The organism is Acrocarpospora pleiomorpha, assembly GCF_009687885.1.
Taxonomy (GTDB): Bacteria; Actinomycetota; Actinomycetes; order Streptosporangiales; family Streptosporangiaceae; genus Acrocarpospora; species Acrocarpospora pleiomorpha.
In genome coordinates, this window is sequence record NZ_BLAF01000030.1 from 1 (window position 1) to 17,908 (window position 17,908).

General features: G+C 67.9%; 16 protein-coding genes and 2 pseudogenes. 11 read left to right on the top strand and 7 right to left on the bottom strand.

Features of this window, described 5'->3' with window-relative positions; genetic code table 11:
• Positions 1-161 precede the first annotated feature (161 nt).
• From Aple_RS25705 to Aple_RS25715, 3 genes are read right to left on the bottom strand one after another with little or no spacing between them, the layout of a single operon-like run.
• Positions 162-2,423, bottom strand: coding sequence for an ABC transporter permease (locus Aple_RS25705; protein ID WP_155347274.1), 2,262 nt, complete (start codon positions 2,421-2,423; stop codon positions 162-164).
• Entirely contained in the window at positions 2,420-3,154 is a 735-nt protein-coding gene (locus Aple_RS25710; protein ID WP_155347275.1) for an ABC transporter ATP-binding protein, read from the bottom strand. The genes Aple_RS25705 and Aple_RS25710 overlap by 4 nt, the downstream gene beginning before the upstream one ends.
• Positions 3,151-3,660 (bottom strand): PadR family transcriptional regulator, encoded by a 510-nt coding sequence (locus tag Aple_RS25715; RefSeq protein ID WP_155347276.1) that lies wholly within the window; start codon positions 3,658-3,660, stop codon positions 3,151-3,153. Before Aple_RS25715 ends, Aple_RS25710 begins: the two co-directional genes overlap by 4 nt.
• A 116-nt stretch (positions 3,661-3,776) precedes the next feature.
• Between Aple_RS25715 and Aple_RS25720 the strand changes: the two genes are divergently transcribed.
• The 6 genes from Aple_RS25720 to Aple_RS25745 all read left to right on the top strand — a co-directional run bounded on the left by Aple_RS25720 (position 3,777) and on the right by Aple_RS25745 (position 9,613).
• Positions 3,777-5,018, top strand: a complete 1,242-nt coding sequence (locus tag Aple_RS25720) for an ABC transporter substrate-binding protein (RefSeq protein WP_246264773.1) — start codon at positions 3,777-3,779, stop codon at positions 5,016-5,018.
• 2 nt (positions 5,019-5,020) lie between these two features.
• Entirely contained in the window at positions 5,021-6,340 is a 1,320-nt protein-coding gene (locus Aple_RS25725; protein ID WP_155347277.1) for an ABC transporter substrate-binding protein, read from the top strand.
• A gap of 45 nt (positions 6,341-6,385) precedes the next feature.
• Complete coding sequence (locus Aple_RS25730; RefSeq protein ID WP_155347384.1) at positions 6,386-7,645, top strand: ABC transporter permease; 1,260 nt, start codon at positions 6,386-6,388, stop codon at positions 7,643-7,645.
• Positions 7,642-8,505: a carbohydrate ABC transporter permease gene (locus Aple_RS25735; RefSeq protein WP_155347278.1), complete on the top strand. Its 864-nt coding sequence runs from the start codon at positions 7,642-7,644 to the stop codon at positions 8,503-8,505. The genes Aple_RS25730 and Aple_RS25735 overlap by 4 nt, the downstream gene beginning before the upstream one ends.
• A 72-nt stretch (positions 8,506-8,577) precedes the next feature.
• Entirely contained in the window at positions 8,578-9,255 is a 678-nt protein-coding gene (locus Aple_RS25740) for a uracil-DNA glycosylase (RefSeq protein ID WP_155347279.1), read from the top strand.
• A gap of 10 nt (positions 9,256-9,265) precedes the next feature.
• Entirely contained in the window at positions 9,266-9,613 is a 348-nt protein-coding gene (locus Aple_RS25745) for a hypothetical protein (RefSeq protein ID WP_155347280.1), read from the top strand.
• Between the two features lie 101 nt (positions 9,614-9,714).
• Here the strand turns inward: Aple_RS25745 and Aple_RS25750 are convergent, their stop codons facing one another.
• On the bottom strand, positions 9,715-10,560 hold the full coding sequence (locus Aple_RS25750; RefSeq protein ID WP_155347281.1) for a hypothetical protein: 846 nt from the start codon (positions 10,558-10,560) through the stop codon (positions 9,715-9,717).
• 227 nt (positions 10,561-10,787) lie between these two features.
• Here Aple_RS25750 and Aple_RS25755 point away from each other — a divergent pair.
• A pseudogene (locus Aple_RS25755) lies at positions 10,788-11,165 on the top strand (IS701 family transposase); the annotation flags it as partial.
• A gap of 110 nt (positions 11,166-11,275) precedes the next feature.
• On the opposite strand, the gene Aple_RS25760 reads toward Aple_RS25755, so the two are convergent.
• Genes Aple_RS25760 through Aple_RS25770 form a run of 3 tightly spaced genes read right to left on the bottom strand, consistent with a single transcriptional unit; the run spans position 11,276 to position 14,432 of the window.
• Positions 11,276-12,268: a tyrosine-type recombinase/integrase gene (locus tag Aple_RS25760; RefSeq protein WP_155347283.1), complete on the bottom strand. Its 993-nt coding sequence runs from the start codon at positions 12,266-12,268 to the stop codon at positions 11,276-11,278.
• Positions 12,265-13,194 (bottom strand): tyrosine-type recombinase/integrase, encoded by a 930-nt coding sequence (locus tag Aple_RS25765; RefSeq protein ID WP_155347284.1) that lies wholly within the window; start codon positions 13,192-13,194, stop codon positions 12,265-12,267. Before Aple_RS25765 ends, Aple_RS25760 begins: the two co-directional genes overlap by 4 nt.
• Positions 13,191-14,432 carry a tyrosine-type recombinase/integrase gene (locus Aple_RS25770; protein WP_170321660.1) on the bottom strand — a complete coding sequence of 414 codons (1,242 nt, stop codon included), beginning with the start codon at positions 14,430-14,432 and terminating at the stop codon, positions 13,191-13,193. Before Aple_RS25770 ends, Aple_RS25765 begins: the two co-directional genes overlap by 4 nt.
• Before the next feature lie 130 nt (positions 14,433-14,562).
• Between Aple_RS25770 and Aple_RS25775 the strand changes: the two are divergent.
• The 4 genes and pseudogenes from Aple_RS25775 to Aple_RS25790 all read left to right on the top strand — a co-directional run.
• A pseudogene (locus Aple_RS25775) lies at positions 14,563-15,588 on the top strand (IS701 family transposase); the annotation flags it as partial.
• A 455-nt stretch (positions 15,589-16,043) separates the two neighbouring features.
• The gene (locus tag Aple_RS25780) at positions 16,044-16,907 is read left to right on the top strand and encodes a methionyl-tRNA formyltransferase (protein WP_218038509.1); all 864 of its coding nucleotides are present in this window, start codon (positions 16,044-16,046) and stop codon (positions 16,905-16,907) included.
• A gap of 124 nt (positions 16,908-17,031) precedes the next feature.
• On the top strand, positions 17,032-17,301 hold the full coding sequence (locus Aple_RS25785) for a hypothetical protein (RefSeq protein ID WP_155347286.1): 270 nt from the start codon (positions 17,032-17,034) through the stop codon (positions 17,299-17,301).
• Complete coding sequence (locus tag Aple_RS25790; RefSeq protein ID WP_155347287.1) at positions 17,294-17,899, top strand: DUF6879 family protein; 606 nt, start codon at positions 17,294-17,296, stop codon at positions 17,897-17,899. The genes Aple_RS25785 and Aple_RS25790 overlap by 8 nt, the downstream gene beginning before the upstream one ends.
• Positions 17,900-17,908: the final 9 nt, after the last annotated feature.

Consider the following 17,908-nt stretch of genomic DNA (forward strand, 5'->3'; position numbering starts at 1 on the left):
AGGACGGGGACGGTTTGTCGTGACGGGCTAGCCCGCTGCCATTGGGACGCGGGCGCCTCGGCGGGCAGGGATGAGGGCAGCCAAGTGGCCGCTCACCGCAATCCGCATGGCGGCGAGGGTGGTGGGAGTCGGGGTGCGGCTCTGCTGGTTGTCGTGAAGGGCTAGCCCGCTGTTACGGGGACGCGGGCGCGGGCGGCTCGGCGGGCGGGGATGAGGGCGACGAGGAGGGCTGCGCCTACTGCGATCAGGATGGCGGCGGTGAGGGTGGCAGGGGTTGGGGCGCGGCCGATTCCGGCGCCTACGCCGCTGCCGTGGCCTTCCCAGTCGATTAGTGAGCGGGAGAGTAATGCGCCGGCTGTCGCGCCTGAGAGGACGCCTAGGGCGGCGAGGATTCCGGTGCCGGTGACGAGGGTGGCCATGACCTGGCGGGGGGTTAGGCCCATGGCCTGGAGGACGGCCAGGTCGCGGATGTGGTCGCGTAGGCCGAGGGCGCTGGCGGTGAGGAGGTTGGCGAGGCCGATCAGGGACAGGACGACGATCAGGGCGATGATGATTACGCGGATCACGGCCAGGCGGTCGGCGGGGTTGACGGCCTGGGTGACCTCCAGGCCCTGGAGGGTGCCCGTGGCCTGGAGGCGGGCCCTGACCTCCTGAGGGTCGGCGCCGTCTTTGAGGACGAGGGCGAAGAAGTGCGGGGGCACGGCGTCCTTGGCGGCCAGGGTGTCGATGCCGACGGAGAGGACCTCGCCGTCCTGTTCGGGTTCGACGACGCGGCCGACGATGTGCACGATCAGCGGGGTGCCGCCGATGGTGAGGCGGACTCGATCGCCGACGCGGACGCTGAGGAGGTCGAGCAGTCCCTGGCCGGCGACGGCTTCGCCGCGCTCGCGGAACATGCGGCCCTCGGCCACGTGGAACGGGTAGGGGGCGGTGGAGGAGCCTAACGCCCGGGTTCGTACCGTTCTGGTCTGCCCGGGGGCGAGGGCGTCCAGCTCGACGCCGGGGTAGACGGCTGCCACGGCGGGGTCGGCCATCGCCCGGATGCTCGCCTCGTCGGCGGTGAGGCCTCCTGGGCGCACGGACAGTGCCGCCGCCTGACCGACTTTCGCGGGATTTTTCGCGAAATCGTCGAGGGTGGCCCAGCAGCCCAGGCCGATTGTGATCATCATCATCGGGAGGGCGAGACCGGCGCTCGTCAGGACGGCGGGGACCCGGCGGGTGAACGCGTCCCGGGTGCCGAGGACCAGCGCGGGCGGGAGCCGTACCAGCAGGGCCAGGCGGGCCAGGCGGGAGAGGCGGCCGTGCGGGGGGATGGCGGGAGCGGCGGGGATGGGGGCGGTGCGGCCGCCGCGCCAGGCGGGCAGCCAGACCGCGATCAGCACGATCAGGATGGTGCCCAGGCCGATGGCGGCCAGCTGGCCGGGGGAGGGCGGCACCCGCAGCGTGGCGGCCGTGATCACATGCCCGGCCGCCAGGCCGATCAGGATGCCGAGCAGCCCCAGCAGCCCGTGTTCGGCCAGCAGCATGGTGGAGACCTGCCGTGGCGTGAACCCGAGCGACTTGAGCGTGGCCAGGTCGCGCAGCTGGCCGAGCACCCGCCCGCCGGTCGCGTTGGCCAGCGCCAGCGCCGCCCCCACCAGGCCCGCCGCCCCGAACAGCGCGAGCAGCAGCCCGAGCAGCCGGTTGTCCAGCTCCATGGAGGCCCGCACCTCGCGCCAGGTGGAGACCCGCTGCACCTGGCCCGCGAGTGCGGTCACCGCCTGCTGCACCACCAGGTTGGTGTCCTCGGGATCGGCCAGCCGGAGCCCGGTGACGTTCTCGCTGCGCCCGGACGCGGGCTCCACCAGGGTGAGCGTCTGCCGCAGCGTCCAGGCCAGGCCGGGCGCCCAGTCGGGATAGAACCCCTGGTCGCCGCTCTCGGCGACGCCTTTCACGAACAGGGCGTGGGTGGCGCCGTTGAGCCCGGTCACGGTGAAGGCGCTGCCGGGGCGCAGCCCGGTGGCGGCCGCGAACGAACGCTCCACGACCACCCCGTCGGGGTCGGCGGGATCCAGCCAGCGGCCCTCGGTGACCAGCGGCGTGGCGACCTTGGGCAGGGCGGTGGGGGCTTCCTGTAACGCGACGGGCACCTTCCGGCCGCTCCCCGCCAGCGTCGCGGGTGCGCTGAGGTAGGGCCCGGCGATCTCGGTAACGCCGTTCAAGCTCCCCAATGCCGAAATATCCGGCGCATCCTTCGTGTGGATCCAGACATGCGCCCCATGCCCCCGCGTGAACAACCCACGCCACGGGTTGGTGCCCTCCTCCAGCAGCGTCGCGGCCGTCACCAGCGCCGCCACGATCCCCGCCACGGCCAGCACGGTCAGCGTGGCCTGCATACGCCTGGCCCGCAGATCCGACCGAATCCACCGCCACTCAGCGATCATCCGCGCAGCTCCACCACATCGCCCGCGGTGCCCGGGGTGAACCGGCGGCGGCGCATCGACGCGTCGTCCACGATCATGCCGTCGGCCAGCGTCACCACCCGGTCCGCCTTGCTCGCCACCTTCGCGTCATGCGTCACCACCACGATGGTCTGCCCCTGCCGATGCACCTCCCCCAGGAGTTTCAGCACGTCACGGGTATTGCGACTGTCCAGGTTCCCGGTAGGCTCGTCCGCCAGCAGCAGCTGGGGGCCGTTGGCGAGCGCGCGGGCCAGCGCGACCCGCTGCTGCTCGCCGCCCGACAGCTCCGCCGGAGCGGCGTACGCGCGCTCGGTGAGCCCCAGCTCCCCGAGCAGGTACTCGCGCCGCTCCCGCGCCTCCCGAGGCGACATCCCGGCCAGCAACGCGGGCAACTCCACGTTGTCGGCCACGGTCATGTTGGTGACGAGGTTGTAGAACTGGAACACGAACCCGATCTTGCGCCGCCGCAGCACGGCCCACGCGCTCTCCGAGAGCGTGTCCACCCGCTTGCCGTCGAGCCAGATCTCCCCGCTCGTACGCGCGTCAAGCCCGCCCAGCATGTGCACGAGCGTCGACTTCCCGGACCCGGACGGCCCCATGATCGCGACGAACTCGCCCGCCGCCACGGTGAAGTCCACCCCGCGTACGGCAGGCACCGGCACACCCCCGTTCTGGTAGATCCGCACCAGGTTGAGTGTGCGCAGAACAGTCATGTCACAAGGTCCTCCTGGCAGCGTTCCAGCCAGTCGAGGTCGGCCTGCAGGTGCAGGGTCGCCCCTTCGATCAGCAGGAGAGCGACCCGATCCCCCGGGTCGGTGCGCTCGGCGAGTTCGGTGAGATCCCGCATGAGCGAGAGATAGTGCCGGCGCTGCCGGTTGATCAGCGCCATCCGGTCGGCGATCCCGGTGAGCGGCGCGAGGACCAGTTTCATGAAGAACTCATCGCGCACCCGCGGGCCCTCGGTCGGCTCGTCGACCCAGTTCTCCAGCGCCTCCCTGCCGTCGGCGGTCAGGAAGTAGACCTTCTTGTTCGGGCGGTTGGACTGCTCCACGTCGACCGATCTGACCAGACCGTCCTTCTCCAGGCGCCCGAGCGTGACGTAGATCTGCCCGATGTTCGGCGACGGGTAGGCGCTGCCGAACGTCTGCTCCAGCGCCTGTTTCAGCTCGTATCCGTGGGCAGGTTCCTTCGCCAGGAGTGCCAGCAGCGGCAGCCGCACCCGCCCACCTCCGAACGTTACCGAATTGCCGGTTGACGCCCACATTAGCGCTATGCATAACATGCATGCACCTACCTAACACGTATGTAAAGCGAAGTTCACACGGAGGAAAACAAGTGACGCGTCGCACGCTGATGTTCCTGGTCGCGCTGGCGACCGGATGCTCGGCGCTCGGCGCGCCCGGCGGCGAACCTCCGGCGGCGGGGCCCATCACGCTCGCCATCGGCCGGGACACCACCGCCTACCTCCGTCCCCTGCTCGACCGCTGGAACTCGGCCCACCCGGCCGAGCCGGTGACGCTGCTCGAACTGCCCGAAGCGGCCGACGAGCAGCGCGCCCAGATGGTGGCCAACCTGCAGGCGCACTCCGACCGGTACGACGTGCTCGGCCTCGACGTCGTCCTGACCGCCGAGTTCGCCGACGCCGGCTGGATCGTGCCGCTGGATCGTGGCGCGTTCCCGCTGGCCAAGTTCCTGCCGCCGGTGGTGGACACCGCCGTGTACCAGGACAAGCTGTGGGCGGTGCCGTACACCAGCAACGCGGGGCTGCTCTACTACCGCACCGATCTGCTCGGTACGGAGAAGCCGCCGCGGACCTGGGCCGAGCTGCGCGACCAGGCCACCCGCCTGGGCCGGGACAAGGGATTGGGCGGATACGCCGGGCAGTTCCTCCCCTACGAGGGATTGACGGTGAACTTCGCGGAGGCCGTGCAGTCCGCGGGCGGGGAGATCCTCAGCCCGGACGCACGGCGCGTCACCATGGATCCGGCGGTCGCCACGACCGCGCTCGACTTCCTGGTCACCGGGGTCAGGGACGGCTGGATCCCGCAGGAGGCCCTCTCCTTCAAGGAAGAGGAATCCCGGCTCGCCTTCCAGGAGGGCCGGCTGCTGTTCGCCCGCAACTGGCCGCACGCGTACGGCCCGGCCACGCATTCCGCGGTGGCGGGCAAGTTCGCGGTCACCCGGCTGCCCGGCCGGGACGGGCCAGGCTCCAGCTCGCTCGGCGGCGTGAACCTGGCCGTCAGCGCGTTCTCCCGCCGGCAGCAGTCGGCGATCGACTTCATCCGTTATTTCACCGGCCTGGAGAACCAGCGCCTCGTGCTCACCGAGGGCTCCTTCCCGCCGGTGTGGACCCAGCTCTACGACGACCCGGCGCTGATCGAACGTTTCCCCTACCTACCGGTGCTCAAGGAAGCCATCCTCACCGCCAGGCCACGGCCGGTCACGGCCAACTACAACCAGGTCAGCCTGGCCATTTCCAGCGCCGTATCGGGCGCACTTTCCCGCACCACCCCCGTCGAGGAGACCGTCGTCAATCTGAAGCGACAACTCGGCGAGGTCATCCGCTCAGGAGGATAACCATGCGCAAACCCGCCATACTGCTGATCGCCGCTCTGGCCGTCACCGCGTGCGGGGGTGGGGGCGAAGCCGCGTCCCCGTCCGCCCCGGCCGGGTCCGCGTCCGCTCCGGCGGCCAAGTCCCTGGACGGCGTCAAGATCGAGATCGCCGCCAAGTGGACCGGCGACGAGCAGGCCAACTTCGAGAAGGTGCTGACCGCCTTCGAGGCGAAGACCGGCGCCGACGTCATCTACGCCTCCACCGGTGAGGACACCGGCGCCTACCTCGGCCCGCGCATCGAGGGCGGCACCCCGCCGGACGTGGCGGTCCTGCCGCAGCCAGGACTGGTCCAGCAGTACGCCGACCAGAACGCGCTCAAGCCGCTGAGCGCGGGCGTGCAGAAGCAGATCGACGACAACTACACGCCGTACTGGAAGGAGCTGGGCTCGGCCAACGGCCAGGTCTACGGCGTGCTGGTGAAGGCCGCGCACAAGTCGATGATCTGGTACCGCACCGCCGCGTTCGAGGACGCGGGCGCGGCCGAGGCCACCACCTGGGACGACCTGATCGGCAAGACCGCGCAGACGCTGGCCGACGCGGGCACCCCGCCGTTCTCGCTCTGCGGCGCCTCCGGCTGGACGCTCACCGACCTGTTCGAGAACGTCTACCTGTCCAGCGCGGGCCCGGAGAACTACGACAAGCTGGCCAAGCACGAGATCCCCTGGACCGACCCCTCGGTCACCACCGCGCTGACCAAGATGGCGCAGATCTTCGGCAAGCCCGACTTCGTGCTCGGCGGCGCGTCCGGCGCGCTGCAGACCGACTTCCCGACCTGCGTGACCCAGGTGTACGGCCAGAAGAAGGCCGCCATGGTGATCGAGGCCGACTTCGTCGCCTCCTCGGCCACCCAGTCCGGCGCCGTGATCGGCGAGGACGCCAAGATCATGCCGTTCCCGACGGTGGGCGACACCGCGCCGGTGGTGCTCGGCGGCGACGTCGCGGTGGCGCTGAAGGACACCCCGGGCGCGATGGCGCTGCTGGAGTTCATGGCCTCCAAGGAGGGCGGCGAGATCTGGGCGAAGACGCCCGGCTACCTGTCGCCGAACCGGAACGTCTCCCCGGACAACTACCCCAGCGAGCTGACCAAGCAGCTGGCCCAGACGATCATCTCGGCCGGCGAATCGGTCCGGTATGACATGTCCGACCTGGCCCCCAGCGCCTTCGGCGGCACCGACGGCAAGGGCGAGTGGAAGCACCTGCAGGACTTCCTCCGCGACCCGGCCGACATCAAGGGCACCCAGGAGAAGCTCGAAGCTGACGCAGCCAAGTCCTACAAGGAGTAGGCGGTGGCCACCCCCCAACTCCGGCGCCTGGGGCCGTCTCCGGCGATGGCGTGGGTCTTCCTGGCCCCGGCGTTGCTCCTGCTGGCCGCGTGGATGGTCTACCCGATCGTGTACTCCGTCTTCCGGAGCTTCCACGACGCGAGCGGCAACACCTTCGTCGGCCTGGAGAACTACGGCGCGATCTTCAGCGATCCGGCCACGCTCACCACGATCCGCAACAACATCATCTGGGTGGTTGTCGCGCCGCTGATGGTGACCGTGCTCGGGCTGATCTTCGCGGTGCTGACCGAGCGCATCCGCTGGGCGACCGCCTTCAAGCTCGTGCTGTTCATGCCGATGGCCGTCTCGCTACTGGCCGCCGGCGTCATCTTCCGCCTGGTGTACGAGCAGGACCCGGACAAGGGCGTCGCCAACGCGATCATCACGACCGTACAGGGCGTCTTCTCCGGCGACCAGGGCTATCCCGGGGCGCGCCCCCGGGAGAACGACGCGGCTCCCGCGGTATTGCAGGGCGGCGCGGTGGTGACCAAGGAGCAGGTCCGGCCCGGAACCCCGGTGCTGATCCCGCTGGTCGGGCTGAGCCCCGACGCGGTCGCCGGATTCGCCGCCGCGCAAGCCCCCGCCGCAGGCCCCGGCCTGAGCGGGACGATCTGGATCGATACCGTCCGCGGGGGCGGCGGCACCGTCAACCAGATCGACGCTCAGGAGCGGGGCCTGGCGGGGGTGACCGTCGAGGCGGTCGAGGGCGACACGGTCCGGGCCACCACCCGGACCGAGGCCGACGGCAGCTTCCGCTTCGACGAGCTGACCTCCGGCTCGTACGGCCTGCGCCTGCCCGAGTCCAATTTCACCGCCGCGTTCGGCGGGCTGACCTGGCTGGGCCCGACGCTGATCACTCCGGCGATCATCGGCGCGTACATCTGGGTCTGGGCCGGATTCGCGATGGTGCTGATCGCGGCAGGGCTCTCGGCCATCCCCAGGGACGCGCTGGAGGCGGCCAGGATCGACGGCGCCACCGAGTGGCAGGTGTTCCGCAAGATCACCGTACCACTGCTCTCGCCGGTCCTGCTGGTGGTCTTCGTCACGATGATCATCAACGTGCTGAAGGTCTTCGACCTGGTGTTCATCATCGCGCCCGGCTCGGTGCAACCCCAGGCCAACGTGGTCGCGCTGGAAATGTGGCGGGTCTCCTTCGGCGGCGGCGGCAACCAGGGCATGGGCAGCGCGCTGGCGATCTTCCTGCTGCTGCTGGTGCTGCCGTTCATGGCCTTCAACATCCGCCGGTTCCGGAGGGACGAACGATGAACGACGCGACCTTCCAGCGTGGACCGGCCCGGCTGATCGACCGGCTCGGCGGCGGCGTGCTCCAGGTGGTGCTGGTCCTGGTGGCCGTCTTCTGGCTGGTGCCCACGCTCGGCCTGCTGGTGGTCTCGCTGCGGGCCGAGGCGGACAACAACTCCTCCGGCTGGTGGACGCTGTTCACCAAACCGGCGCAGCTGACCCTGGAGAACTACGGCAACCTGCTGGCCTCCGGGTTCAGCTCGTCGTTCTGGAACACCGTGCTGATCACGGTTCCGGCCACGCTGCTGGTCATCGGGATCGCGGCGACGGCGGCGTACGCGTTCGCCTGGATCGAGTTCCCCGGCAGGGACGCGCTGTTCCTGGTGGTCATCGCGCTGCTGGTGGTGCCGGTGCAGATCGCGCTCATCCCGATCGCGAAGCTGTACGGCGCGCTGGGGATCTTCGGCTCGATCGCCGGCGTGGTGCTGTTCCACGTGGCGTTCGGGCTCCCGTTCGCCATCTTCCTGCTGCGCAACTTCTTCGCGGGCATCCCGCGGGAGCTGCTGGAGGCCTCCCGGATGGACGGGGCGCCGGAATGGCGGATCTTCGCGACCGTGGTATTCCCGCTGGCCAAGCCCGCGATCGCGTCCCTGGGCATCTTCCAGTTCCTGTGGGTCTGGAACGACCTGCTGGTGGCGCTGGTGTACGCCGACACGGAGAACCAGCCGATGACCAAGGCCCTGCAATCACAGATGCGGCAGTTCGGAACGAACGTCGACATCCTCGCGCCGGGCGCGTTCCTCTCGCTGATCATCCCATTGGTGCTGTTCTTCGCCTTCCAGCGGTACTTCGTCCAGGGTCTGCTGGCCGGATCGGTGAAGTAGGCCGGAAATGTACGGCATCGCGCGGCGGATTCGTCCGCGCGATGTCGTACCCGGTCGGTAGGCTCCGCGACCATGACAGCACGTCCCTTACCCGAGATCATGGAAGCCGGTTGGGCCAAGGCCCTTGAGCCCGTCGCCGGGCGGATAGCCGCGATGGGAGACTTCCTGCGGCAGGAGATCACCGAAGGCCGGCAGTATCTTCCGGCCGGGCCGAACGTGCTCCGCGCGTTCCAGCAGCCGCTGGCCGATGTGCGGGTGCTGATCGTCGGGCAGGATCCGTACCCGACGCCCGGCCACCCGATCGGCCTCAGCTTCTCGGTCGCGGCCGATGTCCGGCCGCTGCCGGGCAGCCTGCGCAACATCTTCACCGAGTACACGGCCGACCTCGGCCTGCCCGCGCCGTCCAACGGCGACCTCACCCCGTGGACCGAGCAGGGCGTGCTGCTGCTCAACCGGGTGCTCACCGTGATGCCGGGCAAGCCCGCCTCGCACCGGGGCAAGGGCTGGGAGGAGGTCACCGAGCAGGCCATCCACGCGCTGGTCGAGCGCGGCGGCCCGCTGGTGGCCATCCTGTGGGGCCGGGACGCCCGCAACCTGCGCCCGATGCTGGGCCAGGTGCCGTGCATCGAGTCCGCGCACCCGAGTCCGCTGTCGGCGCGCAGCGGCTTCTTCGGGTCGCGCCCGTTCAGCCGCGCCAACACCTTGCTGGCCGAGCAGGGCGGCTCCCCGGTCGAGTGGAAGCTCCCCTAGGATCACCACCATGAGCGATGCAACGGACACCGGACGCTATTTGCGGTTGACGGTCGATCTTGTCGTAGAGGTCACCGACGTGGCCGCCCTCCAGGCCGCCGCGCTGAAGGAGATCCGTCACCCCGAAGCCGATCTGGACGCCGCTGAGCGCCAGGAACAGATAGAGCTCGTCAACGGCGACGAGACCGGAGCGGCGGCCCTGCAGTGGCTGATCGAGCCGGATCACGTGCTCAGCCTCGTCGACCACATCGACGAGGTGGAGCCCAGGGAGGCGATGCTCGGCGTCGAACCCTCCGACGGCACGCTCGAAGACGAGGACGACGACGACCCCCACGACCACGATCACGATCACGACTAGAACACCCGCGCCGGGGGCGGCCTGGATGGGCCGACCCCGGCGCCTTTTGCTCGTCGGCGGCTACGACTTCACCAGCGCACCCATCGTCCTCGACGGAGGGTCTACTCGAATGCGCAGGTCGCGTACGTGCGGACACTCCACTCTCTGGTGGTGGAGCTCAGTTCGTGCGCGTAGGCGATGGCCGTAGGGTTGTTGGGAATGAAGTAGGTGAGGACGGTCTCACCGGCGGCTCCGGGGATGGAGAATCCGGCGCTCAGTGCCTGCTTGTCATCGGGACAGGGCACGACGGAGCCCTTGTCGTCCGAGTTCTCGTCGCTTTCCTCGGACACGACCTGCAGGCCCGCCGGCGCGTCCTCGGCGCAGATCACGAACACCCGGAGATAGTAGTTGCCGGCGTAGCCTCGGTGGTTCTCCTTCGTCTCCACGAAGACGTCGTCCAACGTCGGGATGAGTCCGGTGACGCTCACGTTGCCCCGCACGCCCTCCAACTGGAAACCGGAGCCGAGCAGCCAGTCTCCTTCGTGGCAGGCGAGGCCCAGGGTCTTGGGATTGGGGTGCGATGCGGTGGCCTGGTAGCGGATGTAGGTGGTCGTGCGCGGGTTGCCGCACACGGCCCACACTCTGATCACCCATGAGGCGGTCGTGCCCGCCGGGGTCTCCACGCCGTACGCGCTGACCGTGTAGGCGGTCGGGATCACCTGGTCGATGATGACCGAGCCGCCCACTCCGCCGCTGATCTCGGCTCCGGTGCCGAGCACGCGCGTGCCGTCCGGGCAGGTGACTTCGGCGCCCTTGTCGTCGGAGTTCCTGTCACTGCTTTCGGTGACGATCACCCGTCCGGGGACGTCGGCCGATGACGGGCCGGCCGTCACCGTCACGAAGCCGACGGCCAGCGCGATGATGAGCGACGCGGTTGCGGTGCGAGGGAACTTGATCGAGATGTTCAATATGCGCTCTCCTTAGCAGGGAGTCGATACCGGCTCCCCGATCACCGGAGAGGGCGCTCCCTTCCCTCCGCACTGTCGTCCCTGGCGGCGACCCGGCACCGCGCCGATTTACCCGCTGGTTATCGGTCCTAGTACGGCAGCCGCCATTATCGGTTTGACCTGGTGGGATGCGGCGGTCGTCGGCCCGGCTGCGCACATGAGTGCAGCCGCCTGACGATCATGTGTTTGTGAGGACAACAGAATCGAAGGCGGCTGCTGCTGCCAGGATAGGGGCCGGGCTGGCCCGCGGGAAACGGGCCGAGCTGCTGGAGCGGCTGAAGCCGTGCTTTGCCCGGACCGGGACGTGGCAGCAGGCGGGAAAGTACTTGACGGCTCTGGTCAGCGAACTGCCGAAGCGGAACGGGTGGACAATCGCCCAGCATGCCGGGGACAGGTCGCCGGATCGGACGCAACGGCTGCTGAGCCGGGCGGTCTGGGATGAGTCCGCCGCGATGGGCGAGATCCGGCGGTTCGCGGTGAAGGGGCTGGATGCGGCGGCGCGGCGTCGGCGGCGTGGTGGCCTGATGATCGCAGCGATCGACGAGAGCGGGCAGGAGAAACAGGGCAACTAATGCCGATCTCGGCATTATCCGCCTTATGACGAGCACGCGGTAATGCCGATGGCGAGGCTGGAAGTGGGCAGGCGTCGTCTATTCGCGGTATTAGCTGGAGGCTGTCAGAGCTGGTTGAGGAATGCCAGCAGCGCGTCGGGAGCCTGATAGCGGTCTGGGGTGGTCCCCAAGGGCGTGGTTCGGGCGAGGGCTTTTTCTTTGAGGGCCATGTCGGCGTGCAGGTAGATGCGTGTGGTGGTTGGGCTCTCGTGGCCGAGCCAGAGGGCGATGACGGTGACGTCGACACCGGCACGGAGGAGTTCCATCGCGGCGGTGTGCCGCAAAGTGTGCGGTGTCACTGTCTTGACCTGCAGAGATGGACAGGCTTCGGCTGCGGTGGCCGCGTGTTTCTTGATCAGATGTTCGACGGCGTCATGGGATAGCCGACCACCAGGCCGGGTGCAGAACAGCGGGTCGGTGTCGGCTGCCGGTCGGCGTTCGTCGAGCCATCCGGTGAGGACGGCTTTGGTGTGGGTGGTGAGCGGGGTGCACCGGTCTTTGCGGCCTTTCCCGCGGCAGGAGACCTGCGCGCCGGTGCCCAGGTGGAGATCACCGGTGGTCAGGCCGGTGAGTTCGGAAACCCGGAGCCCTGTTTGAGCGGCCAGGACGAGCAAGGCGTGGTCACGGCGTCCATGCCAAGTGGAGCGGTTGGGAGCGGCGAGCAGTGCGTCGAGTTCGGGGCGGGACAGGAAGCTCACGATGGTGCTGGTGGTCCGCTTGGTCTGGATCGCCAGCACCCGGCTGATCAGATTCGCGTGCTGCGGTGCCTGGAGGCTGGCATAGCGGAACAGCGAGTGGATCGCGGCGAGGCGGGTGTTGCGACTGGCGACGGTGTTGCCGCGGACGGTCTCCAGATGCTGCAGGAAGTCACCGATCACGGTGGCGTCCAGGTCGGTGAGGTCCAGACGGGCGGGGAGTTTGCCGGTTCGGGTGTTCAGGTAGCCCAGGAGCAGCTTGAAGGTGTCGCGGTAGGAGGCGATCGTGTGAGGGCTGGCGCCCTGCTGGGTCATCAGCCGGTCGGTGAAGAATGCCTCCATGATGGGCGCCAGCGCCGTCATGACGAACTCTGGTGTTGTTCCAGCCGCTGCGCGGCCAGGGTGAGCAGTTCGGGTGTGGCCTGCAGATACCAGTAGGTGGCCTCAGGGCTGGAGTGGCCGAGGAAGGTCGACAGGACCGGCATGCGGGCTTGAACATCGACGCCGGACCGATACCAGTCGATCAGCGTGTTGATCGCGAAGGTGTGGCGGAGATCGTGAATCCGGGGACGCCGCCGCCCTGGAGGTGTCGGGATTTCCGCCAGGACCAGCAGCTTGGCGAAGCTCTCTTGCAGACCCCTTTGGAGCGGCCGGTGTCCGGTGGCGGTGAGGAAGAAGGTGTCGCGGGCCGGTGAGCGGCAGAGCCGGTCGCGCCGTGCGGCGTAACGGGCCAGCATGTGTGCGGTGCTGGGATGGAGCGGGACCCGGCGGGTCTGCTGATTCTTGCCGGCCACGGTGAGCGTCGCGGCGCTCAGATCGACGTCGGCGCGGTCCAAGGCGAGGGTCTCGCCCAGCCGTAGTCCGGTCGCGGTGATCAAGCTGATGACGGCATGGCAGGTGGCCGAGTGCATCGGTGCCGCGATCGTGCCGGCCGCGTGGACGAGCGCGGCGACCTCCTGATCGGTGTAGACATACGGCGTCGGCCGAGGGGAGTGGGCTGGTAGCAGGCCGGTTGGAGGAATCTGGCAGGTCGGATCGAGCGCGTGCAGGTGGCGGGCGAAGACGCGGACCACGGTGAGTCTGCGACTCCAATGCGCGGGCGAGGCGTTGGCCGGCTCGCGCGCCCAGGCCAGGGCCACCGACACGGCGATGGTGCGCTGTCCGGCCTGATCGAGCCGATCGGCGAAGGCCAGCAGCATCCGGCCCTCTCCCCGCAGTTGGTAGCCCAGCGACCGGCGCATGGCCAGGTAGTCCTCGACGTGGGCCCGCATCGTCATCGGGATCGTCATCGGGCTGCTCCTTGCGGGCAGGGCCGGGCCAGCTCGGCCAGCCGGGCCTGGTCGACCTTGGCGTAGATCGCTGTGGTGCGTTCGTGGGCGTGCCGCAGCAACTGGCCGATCTCCTCCATCGACGCCCCGGAATTCAGCAGGCCGCACGCCACGGCGTGCCGGATCCGGTGCGGCCCGAACCTGGCGACGCCGGCCCTGGCGCAGGCCCGAGCCAGCACCTGGGTGACCGACGAGGTCGCCAACGCGCCGAACGGCGCGACCATCGTCACGAACAACGTGGTGGAGACAGTCTTCGGTCGCGAGTGCAGCAGATAGTCGGCCCACGCCTGGCCGACATCGCCCGGCAGCGGCAGGACGTCCACTCGCCCGCCTTTGCCGCGGATGCTCACGTGCCCGGCTCGCCAGCCGACGTCGTCCAACTCCAGCCGCGCGACCTCACCGCCGCGCAACGCCAGCCGCGTCAGCGACAGCATGATCGCGTAGTCCCGACGCCCGGCCGCGCTGTCACGGTCACATGAGGCAAGAACGGCGCGGATGCCCTCACCGCTGGCGGCCCGCGGCACCCCCAGCCGCCCGGGATGGGCCCGACCAGCAGGAACCGCGCCCACCAGCAGATCGGCAACATGCCCGGCCACGTGCAGGAAACGCAGGAACGAACGCAATGCCGGCAGCGTCACCATGTCCGGCGGCAGGCCCTCCCGGTGCCGCGCCCACTCCATCACGTAACCGGTGACCCGGCCCGCCGACAACCCGGCCAGCGGTCCAGCCCTCTTCGAGCCGGGCAGCCATCCCAAGAACACCCTCGCGCACCGCAGATAGTGCTTGATCGTGCCCTCGCTCAACCCCCGCTCGCCCTCCAGATGACGCCGATACTGCGCCAGCAGAACCTCCTCGAACGTCGCCGGGACACGAGCGGGGGGCTGCGGCGCGGCCTGCACGCTGCGCAGATACCTCAACGTCGGCGCCAGCGCCCGCTCCGACACCCCGATCCGGCGACCGACAGCACGGCGCGCGAGCAGGAACTCCTCAGCCGTGCGCTCGGTGAGATCGGCGGCTGCCATGTCCCGTGCCGACAGCCATCCGCTCAGATCGGCCAGCAGATGAACGTGATCGCGTACCGTATCGAGCGCGTACCCTCTGCCGGCCAGGTAACGGCGCAGTCCATCCGTGAACGGAGCCAGCGGCCCTTCCACCACGATCCGGCCCATGAAAGCCTCCGTCTTGTCAATGACACTCACCGACAAGACGGCATACATCGTCGATCATGACGCCCGAATCGCCGAAAATTATCACGACCATCGCGCAGTGGCACCAAGGGCCACACCCAGCACCACAAGCCCCATCGGCATTACCGCGTGCTCGTCATAAGGCGGACTCACGGCCGGGGTGAAACGCCAGTACATGGGGTGCGCGGGCCGCATCGCCAACGGCATCAACACCGTATACGTGTCCTATGTCCGGGAGCAGACCGGCCACGCGCTGGCCGGCGCACGGCAATGGATACCGCGAGAGCACATCGAAGATCCGGTGAAGTCCCTGACCATGGGCCTGCCGCTGGACCTGGAGTTCCGTACCAAGGGCCAGCTGGCCATCGACCTGTGCGCCGACGCCTACGCCGACGGCCTGGTCTTCGACTTCGTCTGTGGCGATGAGGTCTACGGCGGCTGCACCCGGCTGCGCGAGTTCCTCCAGGACAACGGCCAGGCTTACGTGCTGCGGGTCTCCTCCGGTTTCATGCTCACGCTGGCCGCGGGGACGAAGCTGACCTGCGCGCAGGCGGTAAAGCAACTGGCCAAGGACAAACGGCGCTGGGAGGTCCGCTCCGCCGGCAAGGGCTCCAAGGGCGAGCGGTGGTATGCCTGGGCGTGGATCGGCACCGCCTCGCCGCGTCATCATCTGCTGGTCCGCCGCCACCTCAAGACCGGCAAGCTGGCCTTCCACTACTGCTACGTGCCCGAAGGCCGACCGCTGACCAAGACCAGGCTGATCCGGGCCGCCGGGCTGCGATGGCCGGTCGAGGAGGATTTTGAGTTCGGCAAGGACTGCTTCGGGCTGGATCAGTGCCAGGCACGGCTCTATACGGCGATCCTGCGCCACATCGTGCTGGTCATGGCTGCCCTGGCCGTCTGCGCCGTCACCGCCGCCCAGTTACGGGACCGCACCGACGCCCAGGCCCCGCCGCCGGTTTATCCCGGGCAGACCCCGCCGAGTGACCCCGGGCTGATCCCGCTGACGGTCCCGGAAATCAGGCGCCTGCTTGCCGCCGCCCTACAGCGCGGGTATCCGCCTCGCCACGCCGCGCGCTGGCTGGACTGGCGACGCCGCCACCAGGCACGATCTCGCTGGTTCCATCACCGCGCCCGCCTAAACCAAGGAAATGCCCTGGTCAGATAGCAATTGGCGGCTGCCGTACTAGTGCATATTGGCGATCTCACTGGACCTGCTAGAGGGTTGTGAACGGCGCCGGATGTTCAGCAGCCTCAGGGGCGTTCGATTTCCCAAGACGGCTCTCCATGGTTAGGTCCCTGACCAGAGCTTCCCGTCAGGGATCCTTTGTTCGTCGGGGCGATCCCGTGGTCTTGCTAGCACTTTCGCTGCCCCGGAGTCTCTTGGCGAGAACTGTAAATTTCGATCATATGTTCAACGTTGGTGATGGTGGCGGGTAGTGGTTCCTATTCGTTCGGTTTTGATCGAATCCTGGGTGGAGAAGCATTGCCAGGTATAAGATCACTAGTCGTTGGGTCAATGTCAGCTGGTTTCGCATAGGGATTCGTGTTACCCGACGAGCCTGCCGAGTGGATTGTGTCGCAATATGCCAGAATCCGGGCATGAGGGGGGAGTGGGCCAGTATGGCCAGCGCATTGCGGTTAGTCCTGATCTCCTTTGCCGCGAGCGGCTTCACCCTCCTGCACAAGACATGTACAAAGGCCGGTCATGTCCCAGTCGCATTGGTTCATGCCCGCTCCCTTCGCCAGAGCAGGCCAACGAGTAAGAACTCCGCGGCGACTATCGCGGCTATCAGCGAATCACTGCCCGCGGGCATGGATCTAATCCTGCCGGGTACTGTGGGTGGCCTCGCCAGGGCGCTGGAGGGCTACCGAGCCGACCTCATCGTGGCGTACGGCCTGCCCTGGAGGTTGCCTTCCGAGGTGCGGCGAATGGCCCGACTCGGCGGCATCAACGTGCACCCCTCGCTGCTGCCGAAATATCGAGGACCTATTCCCGTGCACTGGGCCGTGCGCAACGGTGACTCCGAGGTCGGTGTAACCATCCACTGGATGGATGACACATTTGACTCGGGAAACATTCTGGTGCAGCGGGGTGGCGTCCCCATCGCGGCGGATCTCGTTACGGCGAAATTGTGGCAAGACGTCGATCTGCTTATCGGAGAGCTACTCGGACCGGCGCTGGCACTCGCGGCGGACGGGGTGGCCGGCGAGCCACAGAACGACGACGATGCAACCTATGCCGGCTGGATGGAACCGGACTTCATGTTCATTGACCCGGCACGCGGTGTTCGTGAGACCCATAATCAGGTTCGCGTGTTCCGTTTCAACCTATTCGGTCTGCGCGGGCCCTACGCCAGGATTGGTGATGAATGGCTGACAGTGCTGGGCACCAGCATGACTCCGGCTGACGGGCCGGAGCTGGCCTGCGCCGATGGGCCGATATGGGTCACAGAAGCGGTTCCGGCGGTTCCCCTCGATCGCTGACGGCCGAGATGAGGTGCGCCCAATATTCCCGATTGTGTCAGACAGATACGAAGCTTTCTTGTCTGTTTCTCAATTCGAATGTACGCTCCGAGTGGCGTTCGGCTCTCGCTGGAGGATATAAATCGTGACTCGCGCATGGGAAGCCGATTCGTCGGCGACGTTGAGTAGAAGGCTCGGTAAGTCGGCGGCTGAGCTGGGTTGCACCGGAAACGACGACGGCTGCCCGGATATATGGGAACTCGACAACGGAGACATCGCCGTCATTGGACGAGATCTCACCGCGACGTTTCGCCCGAGACTTCCGGTGGGAGTGACGATCGCGGCGGACGAACAGTTAGTAGTTATTCCGCGCGTGATGCTCATTGCGGCGAAGTCGGATATACCGGATGCGTGATCTTCTTGATGCATCCCATGGTGACCAGCTGGCCACCGCGGAATATCGTCGCGATTTCGCTGAGCATTTCTGGGCGATCAGCCACGCTGATTTCTGGAAGCTGGAACGTCGGCAAGTCTTCCAAGAACCGGGCGACGACAGTTGGGAAGCATTCTCCCGGGGAGACTGGAGAAAGGCGCTGCAGCTTCTCGAACAGCGGCGGGAGTCACTTCAGGCCTACTACGAGCGTATCGCCCGGGCGGGGTTCCGCACCTGGCGCGTCCGGGTCGTCGAAGAGCCGGTCACTCCCTATCTGCGATGGGAGCTCCGCCTCCTCCGGCTACGGCATGAGTACGGCGGGCTCGTCCGGATCGTTGGCCCGGATGCCGTACGCCCGCTGGAGGTGAACGGCGCGTTGCCGGAAGTGGTCACCCTCGGCCTGGATGTCATGTATGAGGTCCGCTACGACGAGCGAGGTGTGCTCGCCGGTGGGGTCCGATACATCGACTCGGGTCTGGTCACGCGCTGGCGGGCGCTGATCGCAAAGCTCTACGCGGCAGGCGAGGACATCACCTCCTTCTTCGACCGTAATCACCGCTCGCTCGACCTCCCGCGATGAGAAAGAGCC